This window comes from Natronolimnohabitans sp. A-GB9 (assembly GCF_030848565.1).
Classification (GTDB): domain Archaea; phylum Halobacteriota; class Halobacteria; order Halobacteriales; family Natrialbaceae; genus Natronolimnohabitans.
This window is the reverse complement of record NZ_JAVDDV010000024.1, coordinates 26,816-45,479: the sequence shown is the minus strand read 5'-3', so window position 1 is coordinate 45,479 and position 18,664 is coordinate 26,816. Positions and strand designations below refer to the sequence as shown.

The 18,664-nt window shown below is 65.2% G+C and carries 18 protein-coding genes and 1 pseudogene; 8 read left to right on the top strand and 11 right to left on the bottom strand.

The features are described 5' to 3' along the window. Positions 1–250 (top strand): hypothetical protein (locus RBH26_RS18780; protein WP_306759909.1); only part of this gene is annotated, 250 nt, incomplete at its 5' end. 117 nt (positions 251–367) lie between these two features. Beyond that, positions 368–1,207 (top strand): aldo/keto reductase, encoded by an 840-nt coding sequence (locus RBH26_RS18775; RefSeq protein ID WP_306759908.1) that lies wholly within the window; start codon positions 368–370, stop codon positions 1,205–1,207. Positions 1,208–1,274: 67 nt separating this feature from the next. On the opposite strand, the gene RBH26_RS18770 is transcribed toward RBH26_RS18775, so the two are convergent. Beyond that, on the bottom strand, positions 1,275–2,030 hold the full coding sequence (locus RBH26_RS18770; RefSeq protein ID WP_306759907.1) for a sulfite exporter TauE/SafE family protein: 756 nt from the start codon (positions 2,028–2,030) through the stop codon (positions 1,275–1,277). 190 nt (positions 2,031–2,220) lie between these two features. On the opposite strand from RBH26_RS18770, the gene mce reads away from it, so the two are divergent. Beyond that, positions 2,221–2,604, top strand: a complete 384-nt coding sequence (gene mce / locus RBH26_RS18765) for a methylmalonyl-CoA epimerase (protein WP_306759906.1) — start codon at positions 2,221–2,223, stop codon at positions 2,602–2,604. 78 nt (positions 2,605–2,682) lie between these two features. On the opposite strand, the gene RBH26_RS18760 is transcribed toward mce, so the two are convergent. Further along, positions 2,683–3,069, bottom strand: coding sequence for a hypothetical protein (locus RBH26_RS18760; RefSeq protein ID WP_306759905.1), 387 nt, complete (start codon positions 3,067–3,069; stop codon positions 2,683–2,685). Between the two features lie 160 nt (positions 3,070–3,229). Between RBH26_RS18760 and RBH26_RS18755 the strand changes: the two genes are divergently transcribed. Next, positions 3,230–5,395 carry a GH32 C-terminal domain-containing protein gene (locus RBH26_RS18755; RefSeq protein ID WP_306759904.1) on the top strand — a complete coding sequence of 722 codons (2,166 nt, stop codon included), beginning with the start codon at positions 3,230–3,232 and terminating at the stop codon, positions 5,393–5,395. Here the strand turns inward: RBH26_RS18755 and RBH26_RS18750 are convergent. Next, on the bottom strand, positions 5,392–6,720 hold the full coding sequence (locus RBH26_RS18750) for a glycoside hydrolase family 68 protein (protein WP_306759903.1): 1,329 nt from the start codon (positions 6,718–6,720) through the stop codon (positions 5,392–5,394). The genes RBH26_RS18755 and RBH26_RS18750 overlap by 4 nt on opposite strands. 79 nt (positions 6,721–6,799) lie before the next feature. After that, positions 6,800–7,477 (bottom strand): FAD-dependent oxidoreductase, encoded by a 678-nt coding sequence (locus tag RBH26_RS18745; protein WP_306759902.1) that lies wholly within the window; start codon positions 7,475–7,477, stop codon positions 6,800–6,802. A gap of 332 nt (positions 7,478–7,809) precedes the next feature. Between RBH26_RS18745 and RBH26_RS18740 the strand changes: the two genes are divergently transcribed. Together RBH26_RS18740 and RBH26_RS18735 are read left to right on the top strand one after the other, a co-directional pair. After that, complete coding sequence (locus RBH26_RS18740) at positions 7,810–9,570, top strand: 2-oxoacid:acceptor oxidoreductase subunit alpha (protein ID WP_306759901.1); 1,761 nt, start codon at positions 7,810–7,812, stop codon at positions 9,568–9,570. Continuing rightward, a complete protein-coding gene (locus tag RBH26_RS18735; RefSeq protein ID WP_306759900.1) occupies positions 9,567–10,430 on the top strand; it encodes a 2-oxoacid:ferredoxin oxidoreductase subunit beta in 864 nt (287 codons plus the stop codon). The genes RBH26_RS18740 and RBH26_RS18735 overlap by 4 nt, the downstream gene beginning before the upstream one ends. Before the next feature lie 193 nt (positions 10,431–10,623). Here the strand turns inward: RBH26_RS18735 and RBH26_RS18730 are convergent, their stop codons facing one another. After that, positions 10,624–11,280, bottom strand: coding sequence for a DUF6517 family protein (locus tag RBH26_RS18730; RefSeq protein WP_306759899.1), 657 nt, complete (start codon positions 11,278–11,280; stop codon positions 10,624–10,626). Positions 11,281–11,427: 147 nt separating this feature from the next. On the opposite strand from RBH26_RS18730, the gene RBH26_RS18725 reads away from it, so the two are divergent. Further along, entirely contained in the window at positions 11,428–12,549 is a 1,122-nt protein-coding gene (locus RBH26_RS18725; RefSeq protein WP_306759898.1) for a pyridoxal phosphate-dependent aminotransferase, read from the top strand. A gap of 13 nt (positions 12,550–12,562) precedes the next feature. Here RBH26_RS18725 and RBH26_RS18720 read toward each other — a convergent pair. After that, positions 12,563–12,764, bottom strand: a pseudogene (locus RBH26_RS18720) (DJ-1/PfpI family protein); the annotation flags it as partial. A 214-nt stretch (positions 12,765–12,978) separates the two neighbouring features. On the opposite strand from RBH26_RS18720, the gene RBH26_RS18715 reads away from it, so the two are divergent. Continuing rightward, positions 12,979–13,944, top strand: coding sequence for an NADPH:quinone reductase (locus RBH26_RS18715; protein WP_306759897.1), 966 nt, complete (start codon positions 12,979–12,981; stop codon positions 13,942–13,944). A gap of 47 nt (positions 13,945–13,991) precedes the next feature. Here the strand turns inward: RBH26_RS18715 and RBH26_RS18710 are convergent, their stop codons facing one another. The 5 genes from RBH26_RS18710 to RBH26_RS18690 form a co-directional block, all read right to left on the bottom strand. Further along, positions 13,992–14,402 carry a hypothetical protein gene (locus tag RBH26_RS18710; protein ID WP_306759896.1) on the bottom strand — a complete coding sequence of 137 codons (411 nt, stop codon included), beginning with the start codon at positions 14,400–14,402 and terminating at the stop codon, positions 13,992–13,994. Between the two features lie 87 nt (positions 14,403–14,489). After that, positions 14,490–15,503: a TIGR04024 family LLM class F420-dependent oxidoreductase gene (locus RBH26_RS18705; protein ID WP_306759895.1), complete on the bottom strand. Its 1,014-nt coding sequence runs from the start codon at positions 15,501–15,503 to the stop codon at positions 14,490–14,492. 95 nt (positions 15,504–15,598) lie between these two features. Beyond that, complete coding sequence (locus RBH26_RS18700) at positions 15,599–15,877, bottom strand: hypothetical protein (RefSeq protein WP_306759894.1); 279 nt, start codon at positions 15,875–15,877, stop codon at positions 15,599–15,601. Positions 15,878–16,030: 153 nt separating this feature from the next. Continuing rightward, positions 16,031–16,765 (bottom strand): class I SAM-dependent methyltransferase, encoded by a 735-nt coding sequence (locus RBH26_RS18695; RefSeq protein WP_345784088.1) that lies wholly within the window; start codon positions 16,763–16,765, stop codon positions 16,031–16,033. 104 nt (positions 16,766–16,869) lie between these two features. Next, on the bottom strand, positions 16,870–18,561 hold the full coding sequence (locus tag RBH26_RS18690) for a thiamine pyrophosphate-binding protein (RefSeq protein ID WP_306759892.1): 1,692 nt from the start codon (positions 18,559–18,561) through the stop codon (positions 16,870–16,872). Positions 18,562–18,664: the final 103 nt, after the last annotated feature.

The window sequence follows — 18,664 nt, the reverse complement described above, 5'->3', positions numbered from 1 at the left end:
CTGTAGCTATATAGGCTTCTCCGGTGAAGACGTCCCCGTTCCGATGGGACAAACTGCACAAGAGAGCGCGTCGCGAGTGAACTGGCGGCTCTTTACCGGAATCGTCGCCCTGATCGTGGTGCTGGTCGCCGGCCTCTACTTCGTCCTCCAGTGGGACGTGACGGCCGTGCTCGCAGCCCTGGTGATCGCCATCTTCGTGGCACTCATCGTCGCTCGCGTGTACGCTCTCACGAAGTACGAGTTCACGTAACACGACCAGCCCTCGTACGCTCGAGCGCCGTCGTCGACGGACAGCGGACGATCACCGAGCAGCCACCTCGGGAGTCATCACCCGAGGTTGAATACCGTCACCGGTGAAGAGACGATCGTGACCACTACCAGCGACCTCTCGACTGCCACAGTCGACGTACAAGACGCGTCGATTCCGACGCTCGGATTCGGCACCGCGCGGATGAGCGGCGACGAGTGCCAACGAGCCGTCGAACGGGCCCTCGAGGTCGGCTACCGCCACGTCGACACCGCACAGCTGTACGACAACGAGCGTGCCGTCGGCGAGGCGATCGCCGCGAGCGACGTCGCCCGCGAGGACGTCTTCGTCGTCACGAAGATCCACCGTCGGAACGCCGCCTACGACGACGCCCTCGAGTCGACGCGTGCGAGCCTCGAGCGACTCGGACTGTCAACCGTCGATCTGCTCCTGTTGCACGCGCCGAGCAGCCGGGCGCCACTCGAGGAGACACTGCAGGCGATGAACGAGTTACAGGACGAGGGCGCCGTCGAACATATCGGGGTAAGCAACTTCTCGGTCGAGCAACTCGAGGCCGCCCGCGACGGCTCCGAGACACCGATCGTCGCCAACCAGGTGAAGTACCACCCCTACCACCACCAGGACGAGTTGCTCGAGTACTGCGTCGACAACGACGTCTGTCTGACGGCCTACAGTCCGCTCGCAGAGGGTGCCGTCCCGGGGGACGATCGCCTCGCCGAGATCGGAGACCCCTACGACAAGTCGGCGGCACAGGTCGCACTGCGGTGGCTGATCCAGCAGCCGAACGTGGCGGCGATCCCGAAGGCCTCGAGGGACGAGCACATCGAGGCCAACGCGGCGCTCTTCGACTTCGAACTCTCCGAGGACGAGTTGGCGGCGGTCGCCGACGTTGGCGACGGGCTCTGGAACCGGTTGGCCGCCACAATCGGACTCCGCTGAGACGGACCGCCATCCGTCAGTACCACGCGACCGCGACCCACACCGTGGTCGTTTGCGCCAGTCCGCATCAGACGACCAGCGACAGTGCGAGCGCGACGAGCACGACGCCAAGCGAGAGCTTCAGCCGCCCGGCGTCGATGCGGTGTGCAAGCCACCAGCCGAGTCCGACGCCGCCGAGATACGCCGCCGTGATCGGGGCGAACAGACCCCCTACGATCGCATCGAGCAGCCAGTAGTTGATCGCGGTAAACAGCGCAGTGAAGACGACGACGAGCTGTGTGACCGCGATCGTTACGAGCATCGGCACGCCGACTAACACGAGCGCGGGTGCCGAAAGCGCCGCGCCGCCGATCCCGAGCAAGCCGCCGAAGACCCCGATCACGAGGCCGACACCGCCGAACGCGGCGAGATCGCGTCTCTCCCGTCCGAGTTCGACGCGTGGCTCGAGGTCCCGATACTCCCGGTAGACGATGGTACAGCCGACGACCGCGAGCAACGCGGCCAGGAGGAGTCCGTACGCCTCCCGCGAGAGGTAGGCGTTGGCCTGGACGCCAACCCACGTGCCGGCGGCGGCAGACCCGCTGACGACGCCCGCGATCAGCCAGTCGATCTCGCCCGATCGCGCGTAGATGCCGCTCCCGAAGACCGCCCCAATGGTAAAGACCGCACTCGAGGTCCCCGCGACTTCGGCACTCGAGAGCGACGTGAGGAGGTACAACCCGGTGACGATGAGGATGCCGCCGGGACCGATCGTCGCGACGATCACGCCGCCGAGAAACGACAATGCGAGGAGCGCGATCAGAATCTCGGTAGCTACAACCACGCGTCCGGCTGGGCGTAGCCGATCCGTGAGGGTAGTCGTGTTCCTTGCAGGCGCGACACTCCCTGATACGATCCCCTGTCGTCACGTCTCGCCGCTCGCCAGAATCGAGGTCGGTTACGCCGGATCGGTCGTCGGCCGCCGTCGACCCGAATCAAAAGAATAACACGCTACTCCTTCCCACGTGTGATCGATGCACTTCGACCACGCCGGAATCGCCACGGAGGACGCACGGGAACTCGCAGAACTGTACTCGGAGCTGTTCGGTCTCGAGATAGCCCACGAAGAGGAGTTTGACGGAATGCGCGTCGTCTTCCTCGAGGTCGGTGAGGGCTACTTCGAACTGCTCGAACCGCTGGAGGAGGGAACCATCTCGCGATATCTCGAGGACAACGGTGCGGGGATCCACCATCTCGCGCTCGCGACCGACGACATCGACGCGGCTCTCGAGACCGCACGCGACCACGACGTCACGCTGATCGACGAGGAGCCACGCGGCGGTGCGTGGGGTCATACGGTCGCGTTTCTCCACCCGAAAGACACCGGCGGGATCCTGATCGAGTTCGTCGAGCACTGATGCGGCCCGCAGTACGTCACTGACTACCGATCGCCACACGCGGGCGGCAAGCGGCGAGACAGCGGAACAGCAGTCCGGTCAGTCGAGTCGGTCCTCGTCGTCTACCGGCTCGCGTTCGACGTCGATGCGGTGGGGTTCGGGCTGTTCCCCACCCTCGGTGCTCCCGCCGACCGGGATCTTCGTCCGGAGGTCGCTGGCGAACGACTGCACCTGATCGATCAGCGTCTCGACTTCCTCTTCGAACTGTTCGACCGACCGTTCGACGTAGTGGACGCGCTTCGAGGGAATCCGTCTGACGATGTCGTGGCCCTCCTCGTCCTCGTCGGTCTTGATGATCCAGTGGTCCTGAAAGTAGGCGATGTGTTCGTTTGGCACCGTCTTCCTGACGGTGTCCTCGTCCGGGTCCTCGTAAACGATAGTGGCCTCTCCCAGATCGCGCTCGAGTTCGAGGTCTTCGTCGACCATACGTACACTGGCGAGACGGGGTGGTGTAGTGGCACTGCTTGCGTAGTGCTAGTACTCATCCCCGGTGTCTCGCGGCGACTCGAGCGAGCCAGGCGGGCCGAACCGCCGGCAGCGTCAACGTCGGCAGCCATATAGTCGCGCGGCGTTGGCTTCTCGATAGATGAGCGAGCCAGCAGCAACGGTCGGATTTCTGGTCGACGGGAATCAGTCGCCGGAGCAGCGAGCGGCGCTTGAGTGGTGCAGTGCGAACGGAATCGACGTCGACATCGTCTCGATCGAGGACGTCGCGACCGGCGACGACACGTCGGTGGGCGACGGCGACTACGACGTTCTCTGGTGGCATCGAGCGGCCGCGGTCGAAGACATCGACGCCCTCCCCGACTGTCGTGAGCCGATCCGGTCGTCTCTCGAGGACGGTGGCGGACTAGTGCTTACCCTGCGGGCCCTCGAGGCGGTCCGGGCGCTCGGAATCGATTCCGTGGAACCCGACGTCTCGACGCTCGAGGAGCCGACGACGACGGTCGGCGTCCTCTGGAAATCGCTCTACACGGACCATCCTGCGGTCGAGTCGTTCGACGAACTGCGGGTTCCGACCCGCGATCCGGGCGGACCGCAACCGGTCGCGAGATACGAGTCAGTCCTCCCCGAACGCGGGGAGGTCCTCGCGAGCACGCTCAGGGAGGATCACGAGGCACCCCACGAGGTCGCAGTCGTCGGCTGGCGTGTCGGCTGTGGCGACGTCGCAGGCCTCGGAACTGGAATCCGGTTCGAGGGCGAGACGCCCGTCGGACCGGCAGAGAACAGAACGCGGCTCCTTTGTGGTCTCCTGGACGTGCTGGCCGACGACCGTGTTCGCATCGCGGACGAGCGGCCGAAAGACGCGGCGGCGCTGGCAGCAGACCGGGAGCGACTCGCCGCCGATCCGCATCGACCGCAGTATCACCTCTCGCCGCCCGCGAACTGGCTCAACGATCCGAACGGGGTGATCGAGTGGGACGGGACCTACCACGCGTTCTACCAGTACAACCCCGGCGGTCCCTATCACGGGACGATCCACTGGGGACACGCGGTCAGCGAGGATCTGGTCCACTGGGAAGACCGTCCCGTGGCGCTTTCGCCCTCGCCCGACGGCCCCGACCGTGACGGCTGCTGGTCGGGCTGTGCAGTCGACGTCGACGGCACGCCGACGATCGTCTACACCGGCGGCCGCGACGACTTACAGCTTCCGTGTGTGGGGACCGCGACCGACGCGGGACTGACGGGCTGGGAGAAATCGTCGGCGAACCCAGTCATCGACGAGCCACCTGTCGAGCCGTCGCTGCGGTCGACCGACCACTGGCGCGCGGAGTTTCGGGACCACTGTGTCTGGCAGGCGGACGGAACCTGGCACCACCTCGTCGGCTCCGGCATCGAGGACGGCGGCGGAACGGCGCTTCTGTATACGAGCGAGGACGACGACCTGACTGACTGGACGTATCAGGGTCCGATCCTCGTCGGCGACCCCGAGCGCGACGGTCACATGTGGGAGTGTCCCGAACTACTCGATCTGGGCGAGAAACAGCTGCTCCACGTCTCGAACTACGAGACGGTCCGCTACTTCCTCGGCACGTACGCCGACGGCGAGTTCGACGTCGAACGAACCGGTGTGCTCGACCACGGCGAGTTCTACGCCCCGCAGTCGCTGCGAGACGACGACGGCCGCTGGCTCACCTGGGGCTGGCTCGAGCCGGCTCGCGACGAGCCAGCCCAGTGGGACGCGGGCTGGTCGGGGGCGATGTCGCTTCCCCGTCGCATCGACCTCGGTCCCGACGGCCGACTCCGGCAGCGGCCCGCAGACGAACTCACAGACCTTCGAGTGGAACGTCGCGACGACGGGTCGGCGCCGGTCACGCTCGACGACGAGCGTCGCGACGTCGACGTTAGCGGTCGTGCCCTCGAGATCGATCTCGAGGTCCGTCTCGAGGACGCCGCGGAGTTCGGTCTCGTCGTCGGCGAGTCGCCAGATGGGGACGAACGAACGCCGATCCGGTATACACGAGCCAGCGAACTCGTCGTCGATCGGGCTCACTCGAGTGTGGATCCGCGAACCGCCGCGGAGCCGGTCAGGATGGACGTGACGCCGGTCGACGACTCGCTGTCGCTTCGGGCCTTCCTCGACGGTTCGGTCCTCGAGCTCTTCGCGAACGATCGCCACTGCCTGACGACTAGGATCTACCCGACTCGAGCGGACAGCGACGGCATCTCCCTGTACGCGACCGACGGGGTGGCGACGGTCGAGTCGTTCGACGTCTGGACGCTGGACTCGGCCTGGGAGTCAGAGCCCTAATACTCCCCTTTTCGCGAGCTCAGTACTCGCTCGTCTCCATCGCCGTCGTCGTCTGAACCCCGGTCCGCCGACAGCAGCGGCGGAAGTTCCTCTCGAGGGAGCGGCAGATGACCGTGCTCGAGAACATCGCGCACGCGCGTATCGGTCCCGCTGACGTCGAGACGAACCGTCGGCGCCAGCGTGCCACCGAATCGGCGTTGCTGCTCGGCCGGCGGCAGCTCCGCGACGTCGTCCAGCGAGAGACCCCGCAGATCGTAGTAGTTGAAGAAGCTGCTGACGAGCAACTCCTCGCGGTGGGGATAGACCACCCAGGAGTAGGTCTGGAACGGCGCGCTCGCCGGGTTCGTAACCACCAGGCCGGACTCGTTTACGGGAACGTACTCCCCGCGAAGCGAGTCGGCGACGAAGCCATAGAGCGCGTCGACGCCCTCGAGACCGGGTGCGAACGTGTGATCGTGACTGGAGAAAAACAGGTAGTAGCGGCCGTCGTCGACGACCACGTGTGGTCGCTCGAGTTCCTGGTTCGTTCCCACGCCTTCCAGCAGCGGCTCGTCGAGTTCCCACTCGGTCGGATCGCCCGACGGCGAGACGGCGACGCCGACGCTGCCGTTGAACTCGAGATGGGAGGGGTCGCCCTCGAACCGGTCGTCCTCCTCCGGGTCCGGGATCGGCGTGTTGGCTTCGAACAACAGACAGGTCTCGCCGGTGGCTGGATCCTCGAAGAACCACGGGTCGCGGAAGGTGTAGATCATTCCGCATGCCTGGCTCTCGCGTTCGTAGATCGTTCCGTCTGGCTCGAGCAGGATCTCGTGATCGAACGGACCCGCGATCGTCAGTTCGTCCGACCCGGTCTCGACAGTTCCGCCGGCACCGACGGCGATGCGCTGGGTGTACGATAGTTCGTCCTCGCCGCGCGTTCCGGCGGCCGTATAGTAGACGTAGACCGTGCCGTCGTCGTACAGCGCCGAACCGGCCCACTGGCGTGAGCCGAACGGCGCGTCGTCCGCGAACACCGGTCCGCCACACTGCCAGTTCCGTCCGTCCCGGGAGTAGAAGTAGCGGATCGTCGCGACGTCGTGGCGCGTGCCGGGCAGGAGGTCGGCTGGCGCCGTCAGTGAGAAGACGACCCGGTAGCCGTCGATCTCTGCGATCGTGCCGTCGCGCTCGCGCAGGAACCACGTGTCCCAGACGTGCAGGTCCGGGTCCATCTCCTCGTCCGGCGGATAGACCACGGGGGCGACCGACGCGTCGCTTCGTTCAATGCGTTTCGCGTGCGACCGTGTCCAGCGAGGGACCGAGCGCTCGCCGTCCGCTTCGTTCGTCATGGTTCGACGTCCGGGGGTCGTCGAATAACGATTCCGATTTACTACGGGCGTTGTACTTCAGTCGAGTAGAGGCGGATCGTTACCCGAAGTTCTCGATCAGCGCCTCGTCGGCGTCGCCGCCGGCGTCGTCGATCGCGTCCGCGACGGTCGTCACGAAGTCGTCGAAGCCGAAGGCGTAGACCTGCCCGTCCTCGCGGTACGTCTCGATCGCCTCGATCAGGCCCTCGTCGTCGCCCGCCTCGAGGAGGACGACGTCGGCGCCGGCTTCTTCGAGGGCCTCGAGTCGCTCCTCGTGGGCCGGCGTGTCGTCCCGATAGACGACGACGGCGTCGTGGCCCGACTCGTGGGCTGCTTCGGCGATGGCGACTGCGGGGCCGACGCCCGGTCCGCCCGCGACGGCGACGACGTCGTCGTCGCGCTCGTAGGTGATCGCCCCGAACGGACCCTCGATATGGACGGTCTCGCCGCCCTCGAGGTCGGCGAGCCACGGCGAGAGTTCGCCCTCGGGATCGACACCGACCGTGATCTCGAAGGTGTCCTCGACGCCCGGCGAGGAGAGCGTATAGTGTCGCATGACGACGTCGTCCTCGTCGATCTCCGTTTCTTCGGGATCGACGTCGCCGGGAACGGCCCGCAACAGGACGAACTGTCCGGGAAGCGCATCGAACTCCGCGGGAGTCTCGAGTTCGAGTGCGACGGTGTCCGGACCGACTTCACGGCTCGATTCGACGGTGACTGGTGTCCCCTCGATTGCCATGTCGAACGCGTTCGAGAGCCGTTCGAAAAGGCGTTCCGTTCCACGATACGTGGCTCGAACGATTCACCGACTCGTTCGCCGGGGACACGGACACGTGGTCGGGAATCAGATACGAGAAGTATGACAGAAATGAGAGTGGTGTGTACGGATCATTACTCGACGGTGTCGTTGGTTCCCGATTTCGGCATAGATAGCGCGTAAAACACCTCGTTTGTATTTTATCACAGTTAATAAATCTGTATATAGTACCCAGACATATTCCCCGTTATTGCGGCGGTCCGATTGGGCTTTCAGAAGCCTTTTCATTTATTGGAGGCAAGATTCGAGATAACATGGCCGAGGACCTCAACTGGGCGATCGGTGGCGAAGCCGGAGACGGTATCGACTCCACCGGAAAGATCTTCGCTCAGGCACTCTCCCGTGCCGGACGACACGTATTCACGTCGAAAGACTTCGCGTCGCGAATCCGCGGTGGCTACACAGCCTACAAGATTCGGACGTCAGTCGACCAAGTCCAGAGCGTCGTCGACCGACTGGACATCCTGGTCGCGTTGACCCAGCGGACAATCGACGAGAATCTCGACGAACTCCACGAGGGAAGCGCTATCATCTACGATGGCGAGCGCTCCTGGGAGGCCGAGATTCCCGACGAGATGACCGCAGTCGACGTCCCGCTGAAGTCGCTGGCCGAGGAGGCCGGCGGCGCGATCATGCGCAACATCGTCGCGCTCGGTGCCGCCTGTGAGATCACCGGGTTCGACGTCGAGTACCTCGACGAATCCTTAGAGAAGCGCTTCGGTGGGAAGGGTTCGAAGATCGTCGAGAACAACAAGGAAGCGGCCCGCAAAGGCCAGGAGTACGTCCAGGAGAACTACGACGTCGATCATCTCGGGTACAACCTCGAGACGACCGACAACGACTACGTCCTGCTGAACGGAAACGAAGCGATCGGCATGGGCGCGATCGCCGCTGGCTGTCGGTTCTACGCCGGCTATCCGATCACGCCCGCGACGTCGATCATGGAGTATCTGACGGGCCGGATCGAGGACTACGGCGGCCACGTCGTGCAGGCCGAAGACGAACTGTCGGCCATCAACATGGCTCTCGGTGGCGCACGTGCGGGCGCTCGATCGATGACCGCGACGTCTGGCGCCGGGGTCGACCTGATGACCGAGACGTTCGGACTGGTCGCGACCAGTGAGACGCCGCTGGTCATCGCCGACGTCCAGCGCTCCGGCCCCTCGACGGGGATGCCGACGAAACAGGAACAGGGCGATCTTAACATGGCGCTGTACGGCGGCCACGGCGAAGTCCCACGCTTTGTCGTCGCTCCGACGTCGATCGACGAGTGTTTCTGGAAGACCATCGAGGCGTTCAACCTCGCTGAGAAGTACCAGACGCCGGTCTTTCTGGTCTCCGACCTGGCGATGTCGGTTACCGAGCAGACGTTCCCGCCGGAGGCCTTCGACATGGACGAGGTCGAGATCGACCGCGGCAAGCTCGTCGACGACGACGACGAGGTCGACGAGTGGCTCGACGAACAGGGTCGGTTCCGCGCCCACGCCGTCACCGACGACGGCGTCAGCCCGCGTGCCATCCCCGGCACGACCGACGGCGCGCACATGAGTACTGGCCTCGAGCACGACGAGCTCGGCCGCCGGACCGAAGACGAAGACGAGCGCGTCCAGCAGGTCGACAAGCGCAACCGCAAAGTCGAGACCGCCAAAGAACAAGAGGGCTGGGAGTACCGCGAGTTCGGCAACGAGGACGCCGACAACCTCGTCATCACGTGGGGCTCCAACGAAGGCGCACTCGCCGAAGCGCTCGACTATCTCGAGGAAGACGGCGTCGACGTCCGCGTCATCTCGGTGCCGTACATCTTCCCGCGACCGGATCTCACCGACGAGATCGAGGCCGCCGAGGAGACGATCGTCGTCGAGTGTAACGCGACGGGGCAGTTCGCCGACCTGCTCGAACACGATGCCCTTACCCGTCTGAAGCGGATCAACAAGTACACCGGCGTCCGATTCAAGGCGGACGAACTCGCCGAACAGATTACTCAGAAACTCTCCGAGGAGGTGCCTGCACAATGAGCTCCGACGTCCGATTCACAGACTTCAAATCCGACAAGCAGCCGACGTGGTGTCCCGGGTGCGGTGACTTCGGGACGATGAACGGCATGATGAAAGCACTCGCCGAGACCGGCAACGACCCCGACAACACGTTCGTGGTCGCCGGAATCGGCTGTTCCGGCAAGATCGGGACCTACATGCACAGCTACGCCCTTCACGGGGTCCACGGCCGTGCGCTCCCGGTCGGCACCGGTGTCAAACTCGCCCGCCCGGACATCGAAGTGATGGTCGCCGGCGGTGACGGTGACGGCTACTCGATCGGTGCGGGCCACTTCGTCCACGCCGTCCGACGGAACGTCGACATGACCTACTGTGTCATGGACAACCGTATCTACGGACTGACGAAGGGGCAGGCCTCGCCGACCTCGCGATCTGACTTCGAAACCTCGACGACCCCCGAAGGGACGAAGCAGCCGCCGGTTAACCCGCTTGCACTGGCGCTTGCATCCGGCGCTTCGTTTATCGCCCAGTCGTTCGCTTCCGACGCACTTCGCCACCAGGAGATCGTCCAGGAAGCGATCGAACACGACGGCTTCGGCTTCGTCAACGTGTTCAGCCCGTGTGTCACGTTCAACGACGTCGACACCTACGACTACTTCCGCGACAGCCTCGTCGACTTAGACGAGGAAGGCCACGACCCGACCGACTACGAGGCCGCCAAGGAAGTCATCCTCGACGGTGAGAAGGAGTACCAGGGCGTCATGTACAAAGACGAAAACTCGGTGCCGTACAACGAGAAACACGGCGTCACCGAGGACATGTCCGAGATCCCCGAGGGCGCGCCCGACGACGCCATGGATCTCGTTCGCGAGTTCTACTAACGACCGCCGCTATCCCGGTCGATTTTTCGTCCAGTCCCTGACTCGAGTAGCGTCAGAAGCGTGGCGAAAATCAGTCGCACTTTCGGCTCCGCATTCTACGACCCCCTGTCGTCACGTCCCGCCGATTCGCTGATCTGTTCTGCCGTTCGACGAGACAGCGGTACAGCAGTCCGTATCAGACGTAAGCAGACGATCAGACGGGGTGTTCGACCGACTCCATCAGTTCCTCGGCGGCCACCGACTCGTCGGCCAGCGCCGCGGGGTAGCTGCCGAGCAAGATCAGTACGTCGTCCTCGTGGGCGAACGACGACACGACGACGTCGATTTCGATCCGCTCGCCGTCTAGCTCGGTCTCACCTTCGAAGACGTCGACCTCGCGTCCGTCACCGAGGATGTCGAGGCCGAACGACTCCCGATGGGAGAGATCGTCGGGCGCGTCGTACTCACCGTCGAGTTCACCGTGGAACTCCTCGAGCAGTTCTTCGTTGCTCATTCCATCGATCGGGTTGGCCGAATAGCCGGCGACCGAGACGTCCGGGACCGAAATCGCAGCGAAGAACGCGCCGTCGTGTTCGTGGCCCTGATATTCGATCTCCGTTGCGTACGACGAGAGCCAGACCGACGCGGAGACCTCACGCTCGACGCCGACGTCGACGCGCTCGTGGATCGTCTCCCGCTCGATCTCGTGTTCTTCGTAACCGGCCTCCTCGAGGGCCGATTCGGACGGTGCGACGCGTTCGGCCTCCAGTTCGAGCGGGCCGTCGCCACGGATGAAATCGAGACAGCCGGCAGTTAGCGCAAGCGTTCCGCTGACGCCAGCGGCGAGAAGGGTTCGTCGAGAGGTAGTCATCAGTTCTGACCAGTGTAAGAACCCGTAAATTCCTTTTGTCACGTTCTGTCTCCGTAACACGAATTTCACGGCCACCGGTCGCTCGAGCGTGACTCGGGACCGACGGACACAGCAAGCGTTAACGGGGTCGGCCCCACCCCTTTAGGCATGACCGAGTTCGCCAACCGAGTCGAGCAGGTGTCGATCAGCGGGATTCGCGAAGTGTTCGAGGCCGCAAGCGAGGACGCGATCAACCTCGGGATCGGCCAGCCGGACTTCCCGACGCCCGCCCACGCCCGGCGGGGCGCCATCGAGGCGATCGAATCCGGGCAGACCGACGCCTACACGTCGAACAAGGGGACCCGGACCCTTCGGGAGGCGATCGCGTCGAAGTACGACCGTGATTACGGCCTCGAGATCGATCCCGAGGACGTCATCGCCACCTCTGGCGGCAGCGAGGCGTTGCATCTCGCGATCGAAGCCCACGTCGACCCCGGCGAGGAGGTCATCTTCCCCGACCCAGGGTTCGTCTCCTACGATGCCCTGACGAAGATCGCCGACGGGACGCCCAAACCGGTCGGGCTACGCGACGATCTGACGCTCGATCCCGCCACCGTCGAGGAGGAGATCACCGACGACACCGCCGCCTTCATCGTCAACAGTCCCGCCAACCCGACCGGAGCCGTCCAGAGCGAGGAGGACATGCGTGAGTTTGCCCGTATCGCCGACGAACACGACGTGCTCTGTCTCTCCGACGAGGTCTACGAGAAGATCGTCTTCGAGGGCGAACACCACTCCCCGATGGCGTTTGCCGAGACGGACAACGTGGTCGTCGTCAGCGCCTGCTCGAAGACCTACTCGATGACCGGCTGGCGACTCGGCTGGGTGATCGGTTCGAACCGACGCATCGAACGTATGCTGCGGGTCCACCAGTACGGGCAGGCCTGTGCCTCAGCACCCGCTCAGTACGCCGCTGAGGCTGCGCTGACGGGGCCACAGGAGCCGGTCGAGGAGATGGTCGATGCCTTCGAGAAACGGCGTGACGTCGTTCTCGACGGCCTCGAGGACGCCGGTCTCGAGGTGCCCACGCCACAGGGCGCGTTCTACGTGATGCCGAAGGTCCCTGCGGGGTGGGTCGACGAGGTCCTCGAGCGCGACGTGGTCGTCGTTCCCGGCGACGCCTTCGGCGAAAACGGCGAGGGCTACGCGCGGCTGTCGTATGCGACGAGCATGGAGAACCTGAAAGACGCCCTCGAGATTATCGACGACGCGACGAAAGCGGTCCGATAGCCGTCGCTATCGGTTACCGATTCGTCGCGCCAAACTCCTCGAGCAGCCTCTCACAGAACGCCTCGAGGTCGTCGGGGTTGTGACTCGTGATCAGCCCGTCGTCGACGACCTCTTCGTCGACCCACTCGCCACCGGCGTTGCGGACGTCAGCTGCCGTCCGTCCACGAGCCTGCCTCGACCAGCGTCCACGGACCGTGACAGATGACCCCGCGACCGTGACGTCCTCGAGCTCGGAGCCATCGATATCCAGATTGCCCATCGTACACGAGACGAGTGCCAGCGCGCGGACAAGCGTTTGACTTGCCGATACAAGAGCGGACTCGCTTGGCGACCGAACTCGACAGGATCGCGAGATCGACAAGCCCGTACTGACACGAACTCGCCGGGACGTGTAGCCTTATACGCCTCTACGGGCATGGTAGCAACGAGATGCGCGCTGTCCGACTCCACGAGCACGGCGATGCGGACGTACTGCAGGTAGACGACGTCGACCGGCCGGAACCCGACGCCGACGAACTCCTCGTCGAGGTGGCCGCCGCGGGGGTCAACCCCGTCGACACCTACTTCCGGGACGGCTCCTACGAGCCCGTCGACGTCCCCTTCACGCCCGGCGTCGATCTCGCCGGGATCGTGACCGAGACTGGCGACGACGTCGAAGGCTTCGACGAGGGCGATCGCGTCTTCGGGACCGGCATCGGTAACGGCTCCTTCCAGGGCGCCTACGCCGAGTACGCGACGGTGCCGACCGATCGCGTCGTGTCCCTTCCCGACGATGCTGATCTGACCGAAGCCGGCGCGGCCGGCGTCGTCGCCGTCACTGCCTGGCGCGCGCTGGTCGCCCACGCCGACCTCGAGCCCGCTGAGTACTGTCTCGTCCACGGCGGCTCCGGCGGGGTCGGCCACGCGGCCGTCCAGATCGCCGACGCCGTCAGCGCCCGCGTCATCACGACCGCCGCGGAGGAGTACCACGACGACCTCGAGGCGCTCGGTGCCGGGACCGTCCTCGACTACGCGCGTGACGATCTCGCAGACGCCGTCCTCGAGGCCGCCGACGGCGGCGTCGACGCGATACTGGACCACCGGCTGGACGACTATCTCCAGTTCGACGCCGACGTCGCCGCGACCGGCTGTCGCGTCGTCGGGATCGGCGAGAACAGTCCCGATCCGGGCTTTACCAACGACGGCGCCGCCCGTTCGAAGGACGTCAACTACCAGTTCATGAGTATGTTCAATACGCCGGACCTGCGCGTCCCGCTTCGGGGTGTCGCCTATCTCATGGAATCCGACGAGCTGTCGATCGAACTCGCCCGAACGTACGATCTCGAGGAAGCGCCACAGGCCCACCGCGACGTGATGAACGAGAGCGTCCTCGGCAAGCTCGTCATCGAACCGTAACGACTGCGACCGCACTGGTTCCCAGCGGCTCCTGTCGCTTCGAGTGCCTAGTATCGAACCGGGCCACAGACGGCTCCTTCCCGGGCGAGAAGCGTACGCCCGTGCTCACGGAGCGTGAGCGTTCTCGTCTCCGAATCGTAGTCGATCGCGTCCGCATCGGCCAGTTTCGGCACGTGGACGTGGTGTAACGAGAGGCGAACGGCTCGTCGCTGTCGCCTCGAGACGTTGCCGTGGTCCGAGACCGTCCTCGGGCCTGCGGTCCGCGTCTCGGTCGCGATCGCCGCTGCCACGTCGGCCAGCGTGGCGCTGCCGCCGACGCGTTTTAGGTGCCGTAACACCGCCCGCCGCCGTCGGCTCGCCAGCAGTCCCATCGCCGTCTCGGCGGTTTCGTCGGTCCCGACACTGGGTTCGCTGGTGACGGGACGTGCCGGGGACGAGGAATTCGCGGGTGGTATCATACCCCGGATAGCGCCGTCTCCTATTTAAGCAACGTGTGGGATCGAACGGAATATTCGAGCGAAATCGCCCGACAGCACCGTGGAACGCTACTCGTCGACCAGTTCGGCGACCGCCTCCATCGTCGTCTCCTTTTCGGCTTCGGTCGTTCCGTCGACGAAGCCGAGACGGACGGCGTCGACGCCCTCGAGGGCGGCGTACTCCGCAACCCACTCGCGGACCTCCTCGGGAGTGCCAGCGGGTGCCAGTTCGTCGAGGACCTCGTCGGATACGGCGGCCGCCATCGCGTCGGTATCGCGCTCTTCCCAGGCGGCACGGACTGCCTCGACGACCTCCGGATACCCCTGTTCGGCGACCGAATCGCCGTAGTAGGGGCCGTAGGCGCCGAGCATGAACGCGATCGTCGAACGCGCCTTTTCGCGTGCCGCCTCGCGGTCCTCGTTGGCGACGCCGCGGACGATCGGTGCCACACGCACGTCCTCGAGGCCCGTCCCGGCGAGGTCGGCACCGCGTGCGAGGTCCTCGAGTCGCTTCTCGAGGCCGGCTGTCGTAAACAGCTGTGGGGTCCAGCCGTCGCCGAAGCGACCGGCCATCTCGGTGGCTTTCGGCCCGAGCGTGGCGATATCGATCGGCGGCGGGTTCTCCGGGACCTCGCGTTCGTAGCCGAGCCCGGCGATATCGAAGACCTCGCCGTCGTAGGCTGGGTTTCCGTCCTCGTAGACCGAGCGGATCACCTCGATAGTTTCACGCGTCCGCCGGAGCGGGCGATCGAACTCGAGGCCGTGCCAGCGTTCGGTGATCGCAGGTGAACTCGGGCCGAGTCCGAGTCGAAACCGGCCGTCGGCGGCGTCGTGCATCGTCAGCGCCGTCTGGGCGAGCAGCGCCGGCGAGCGACCGAACGGCGAGACGACGTCGTTCGAGATCCCCAGCGTCTCGGTCCGGTCGGCTGCAAGCGTCAGCGGCGGGACGATGTTCCAGCCGGTCGTCTCGCCGACCGTGATCCGATCGAAGCCAAGTTCCTCGGCCTGGACGGCGCGCTCGGCGACGCCTTGCGGGCGCTCGTAGTCGTTGAGTTGTACCAGCAGGTCCAGTTCGGCGTTCATGGCACTGCCCTCCGCGTCGATCGGATCGATCGGCTGTCTGTCATCATCGGCTACCGCGTCATGAACTCACATAAAACTGCAGCGTTCTCTCCGGCTCATCCGTCCTCGAGGATCGCCTCACAGCTCGCCCTCGCTGCCTCGAGGTGCTCGTCGCCGTCCTCGCTACCGGTCCCGTCGACCTCCGAGAGCAGCTTCTGGATCTTCGTGACGCGCTCGTGGACCGTCTCGCGGTCGAGATCGCTCGTCGCGACGTCGGCTGCGATCGCTTCGGCCTCGCCGAGCCAGCGGTTGGCCTCGCGGTCGATCGGTAACTCGCCGGTCGCCTCGAGGTGGTGGTGTAACTGCTGGGTTCGGTCGGGATGATCGTCCGTCATGGGTGGACGGACGGCGGCCAGTACGGTAATCGTATCCGTCGGTCCCAGTCGGAGAGTTCTCTTACAAGCGAGTCATACGGTTTCCTGTCGTTACTGCCCGCCGATCGCCACACGGAGGCGGCGATCGGCAGCACAGGGGGACAACAGTCCGCATCAGGCCGTTCCTTTCCCTCGAGTCCCGACGATCCACCGCCAGCGTTGCCAAAGCGGGCCGTCGACGTCCTCGAGCAGTTCCGTGGCACGGTCGACGCGTTCCTCGTGGTCCAGCCGCGGATAGAGCCGTGCTGCCATCGCGGGAACGGCGTGAAACAGCCGGAGGTTCGACGCTGTCGTCTCGAACGTCCAGGTGCCGGTGACGACGTCGAAGTGGTCCCGAAGCGCCGCATCGATCTCGTCGGCGGTCGTCGGCGAGCGTGACTCCCGTCCAACCTGCTCGAAGACGTCCGTTTCGTCGGCAGTGGTCCAGCCCAGCGGGGCGACCGCGCCGACCGTGCCACCGGGCCGAACCACACGATGGGCCTCCTCTGCGGCCGTGTCCGGGTCGGGCGTCAGAAACAGCGAGGCGGTAAACGCCACGCCGTCGAAGCTCCGGTCGGCAAACGGGAGCCGATCGAAGTCGGCCTGGATCCGGCTTATCGCGCCGTTTTCACGGAGCATCTCGCCGCTGATGTCGAGTGCGACGGTCTCACGACCCTCTCGATCGAAGACGCGCGTGCTCGCCCCGGAGCCGGCACCGGCGTCGAGGAGCCACTCGAGCGTCCCGTCCTGTCGCTCCCGCATCGCCGCCTCGAGTCGCTCGGCGAGGTCCGCGAACCGTCCCGTTTGGCTCTCGTATCGCTCGTAGGCGGCCGGGCTGGTATCGAAGTTCTCCCTGACGTGCTCTTTCATGTCCTGGATGCACATACCGTTCGAAGACCGTCAATTCCTGTGGTGGTTTTTGTACGGCCGCTCGAGTTCGCGACCGACGTGTTACTGACTGCTGTCTGGCAGTATTAGTCGTGAACCAACACGTCGACGACGTCCGGGCCGTCGCGCTCGAGGGCGTCCTCGAGCGTTCGTTCGATCCCGTCGGGCGTCTCGACGAGGTGGCCCCGTGCGCCGTGGCTCTCGGCGTTCGCCACGAGGTCGACTGCCGGGTCGAAGTCCATGCCGACGAACTCGTAGTCGTCCTCTCCGCCACCCATGAGGTCGATCGTGTTGTCCTTTAGGATGCGATAGTTACGGTTGTCCGAGACGACGACGGTCAGGTCGACGTCGTACCGGGCCGCGCTGTAGATCGCGTGGGGGTAGTAGAGGTAGGAGCCGTCGCCGATGAAGCCGACGACGTCACGGGGCTCGTCGCGCTGGCTTTCGGCGATGGCGGCCCCTACCGAGGCCGGCAGTCCGTAGCCGAGTCCGCCGCCTTTGTTCGAGATGTACTGCTCGGGCGCGAGATCCCAGCGGGCTAGCATAACGAACCTCGAGGTGACCCCTTCGTCGACGACGTACGCGTCGCCGGCCACGCGTTCCATCGCGTCGACGAGTTCTGCCTTCGAGACTCGAGGATCGTTCGTGGCGTCGCCGGTTCCCACGTCGCCCATCCTCGAGGCGACCATCTCCGCGACCGCCTCGACGTCCTCGAGTCGCTCCCGGACTGTCGCGTCGTCGATCTTCCCCTGGACGCGTTCGCTGATCGCCTGTAAAACGAGTCCCGGGTCGCCAATGACGGCCGCGTCGGCGGGTTGGTTCTTGCCGACCTGCCAATCGTCGTCGCTGATGTGGATACAGGTCGTCTCGGGGTCGACCAGCGCCTCCTCGTGGCGGGTCAACGTCGTGTTCGTCGAACAGCCGACGAAGGCGATCGTGTCGGTATCGAGTAACATCGACGCGAGCGACTCGCTAGGTGGGATGTGTGAGACCCACTGTTCGTGGTCGGCCGGGAAGTCGACTTCGGAGGCGAGAATCTCACCGTGGACGCGGGCTCCCGTCGCCTCTGCGAGTTCGACGGCCGCGGTGACGGCGTCCGCACCCGAGCGCGCGACGCCATCGCCGACGACCATAACGGGAGCGTCGGCGTCGGCCAGCAACTCGGCGGCGCGCTCGAGCTGTACGGGATCGCCGCTGCCGGCGTTTGGAACGGGACCGAGCCGTTCGGGCTCGGCGTCGGTCTCGGCCAGCATGACGTCGAGGGGGAGTCCGAGGAAGACGGGCCCGGTCGGCGGCGTCATCGCGACGCGGAACGCCCGCCGGAGCATCGTCGGCAAGGCGTCGACGTCGAGTACCTCGTCGGACCACTTGCAGAACTGGTCGGCCAGCTCGACGAGGTCACCCGAGAGGATCGGCTCCTCGTGTCGGAAGTCGGTGCTGTGGTTGCCCGCGGTGACGACCAGCGGCGCGCCGGCGATCTTCGCAGCGTAGAGGTTCCCCAGCCCGTGTGCGAGTCCGGGCGCGATGTGGAGGTTCGCCACGCCGACCGGCGTGATCGAGTCGTCGTGGTGGGCATGGTACCGCCGCGTCTGGGCGTACCCTGCGGCCATCCCGACCGCGACGTCCTCGTGTAGTCCCAGGACGTACTCGAGGTCGCTCTTGCCGATGGCCTCCAGGATCGGCAGCTCCGTCGTCCCTGGATTGCCGAAGACGTACTCGACGCCGTAGGACTCGAGCGCGTCGACGAAGAGGTCCGCACCGGTGTCGCCGTCTGTCATGCTCGTCCGTGATACGGGACGGATCATCAAACCGTGTGTTTCGACGGACGCCTGAGAGCCCGCTTCGGGATGAGTATTATACCTCAGTTCGTTGTCGCTCGAG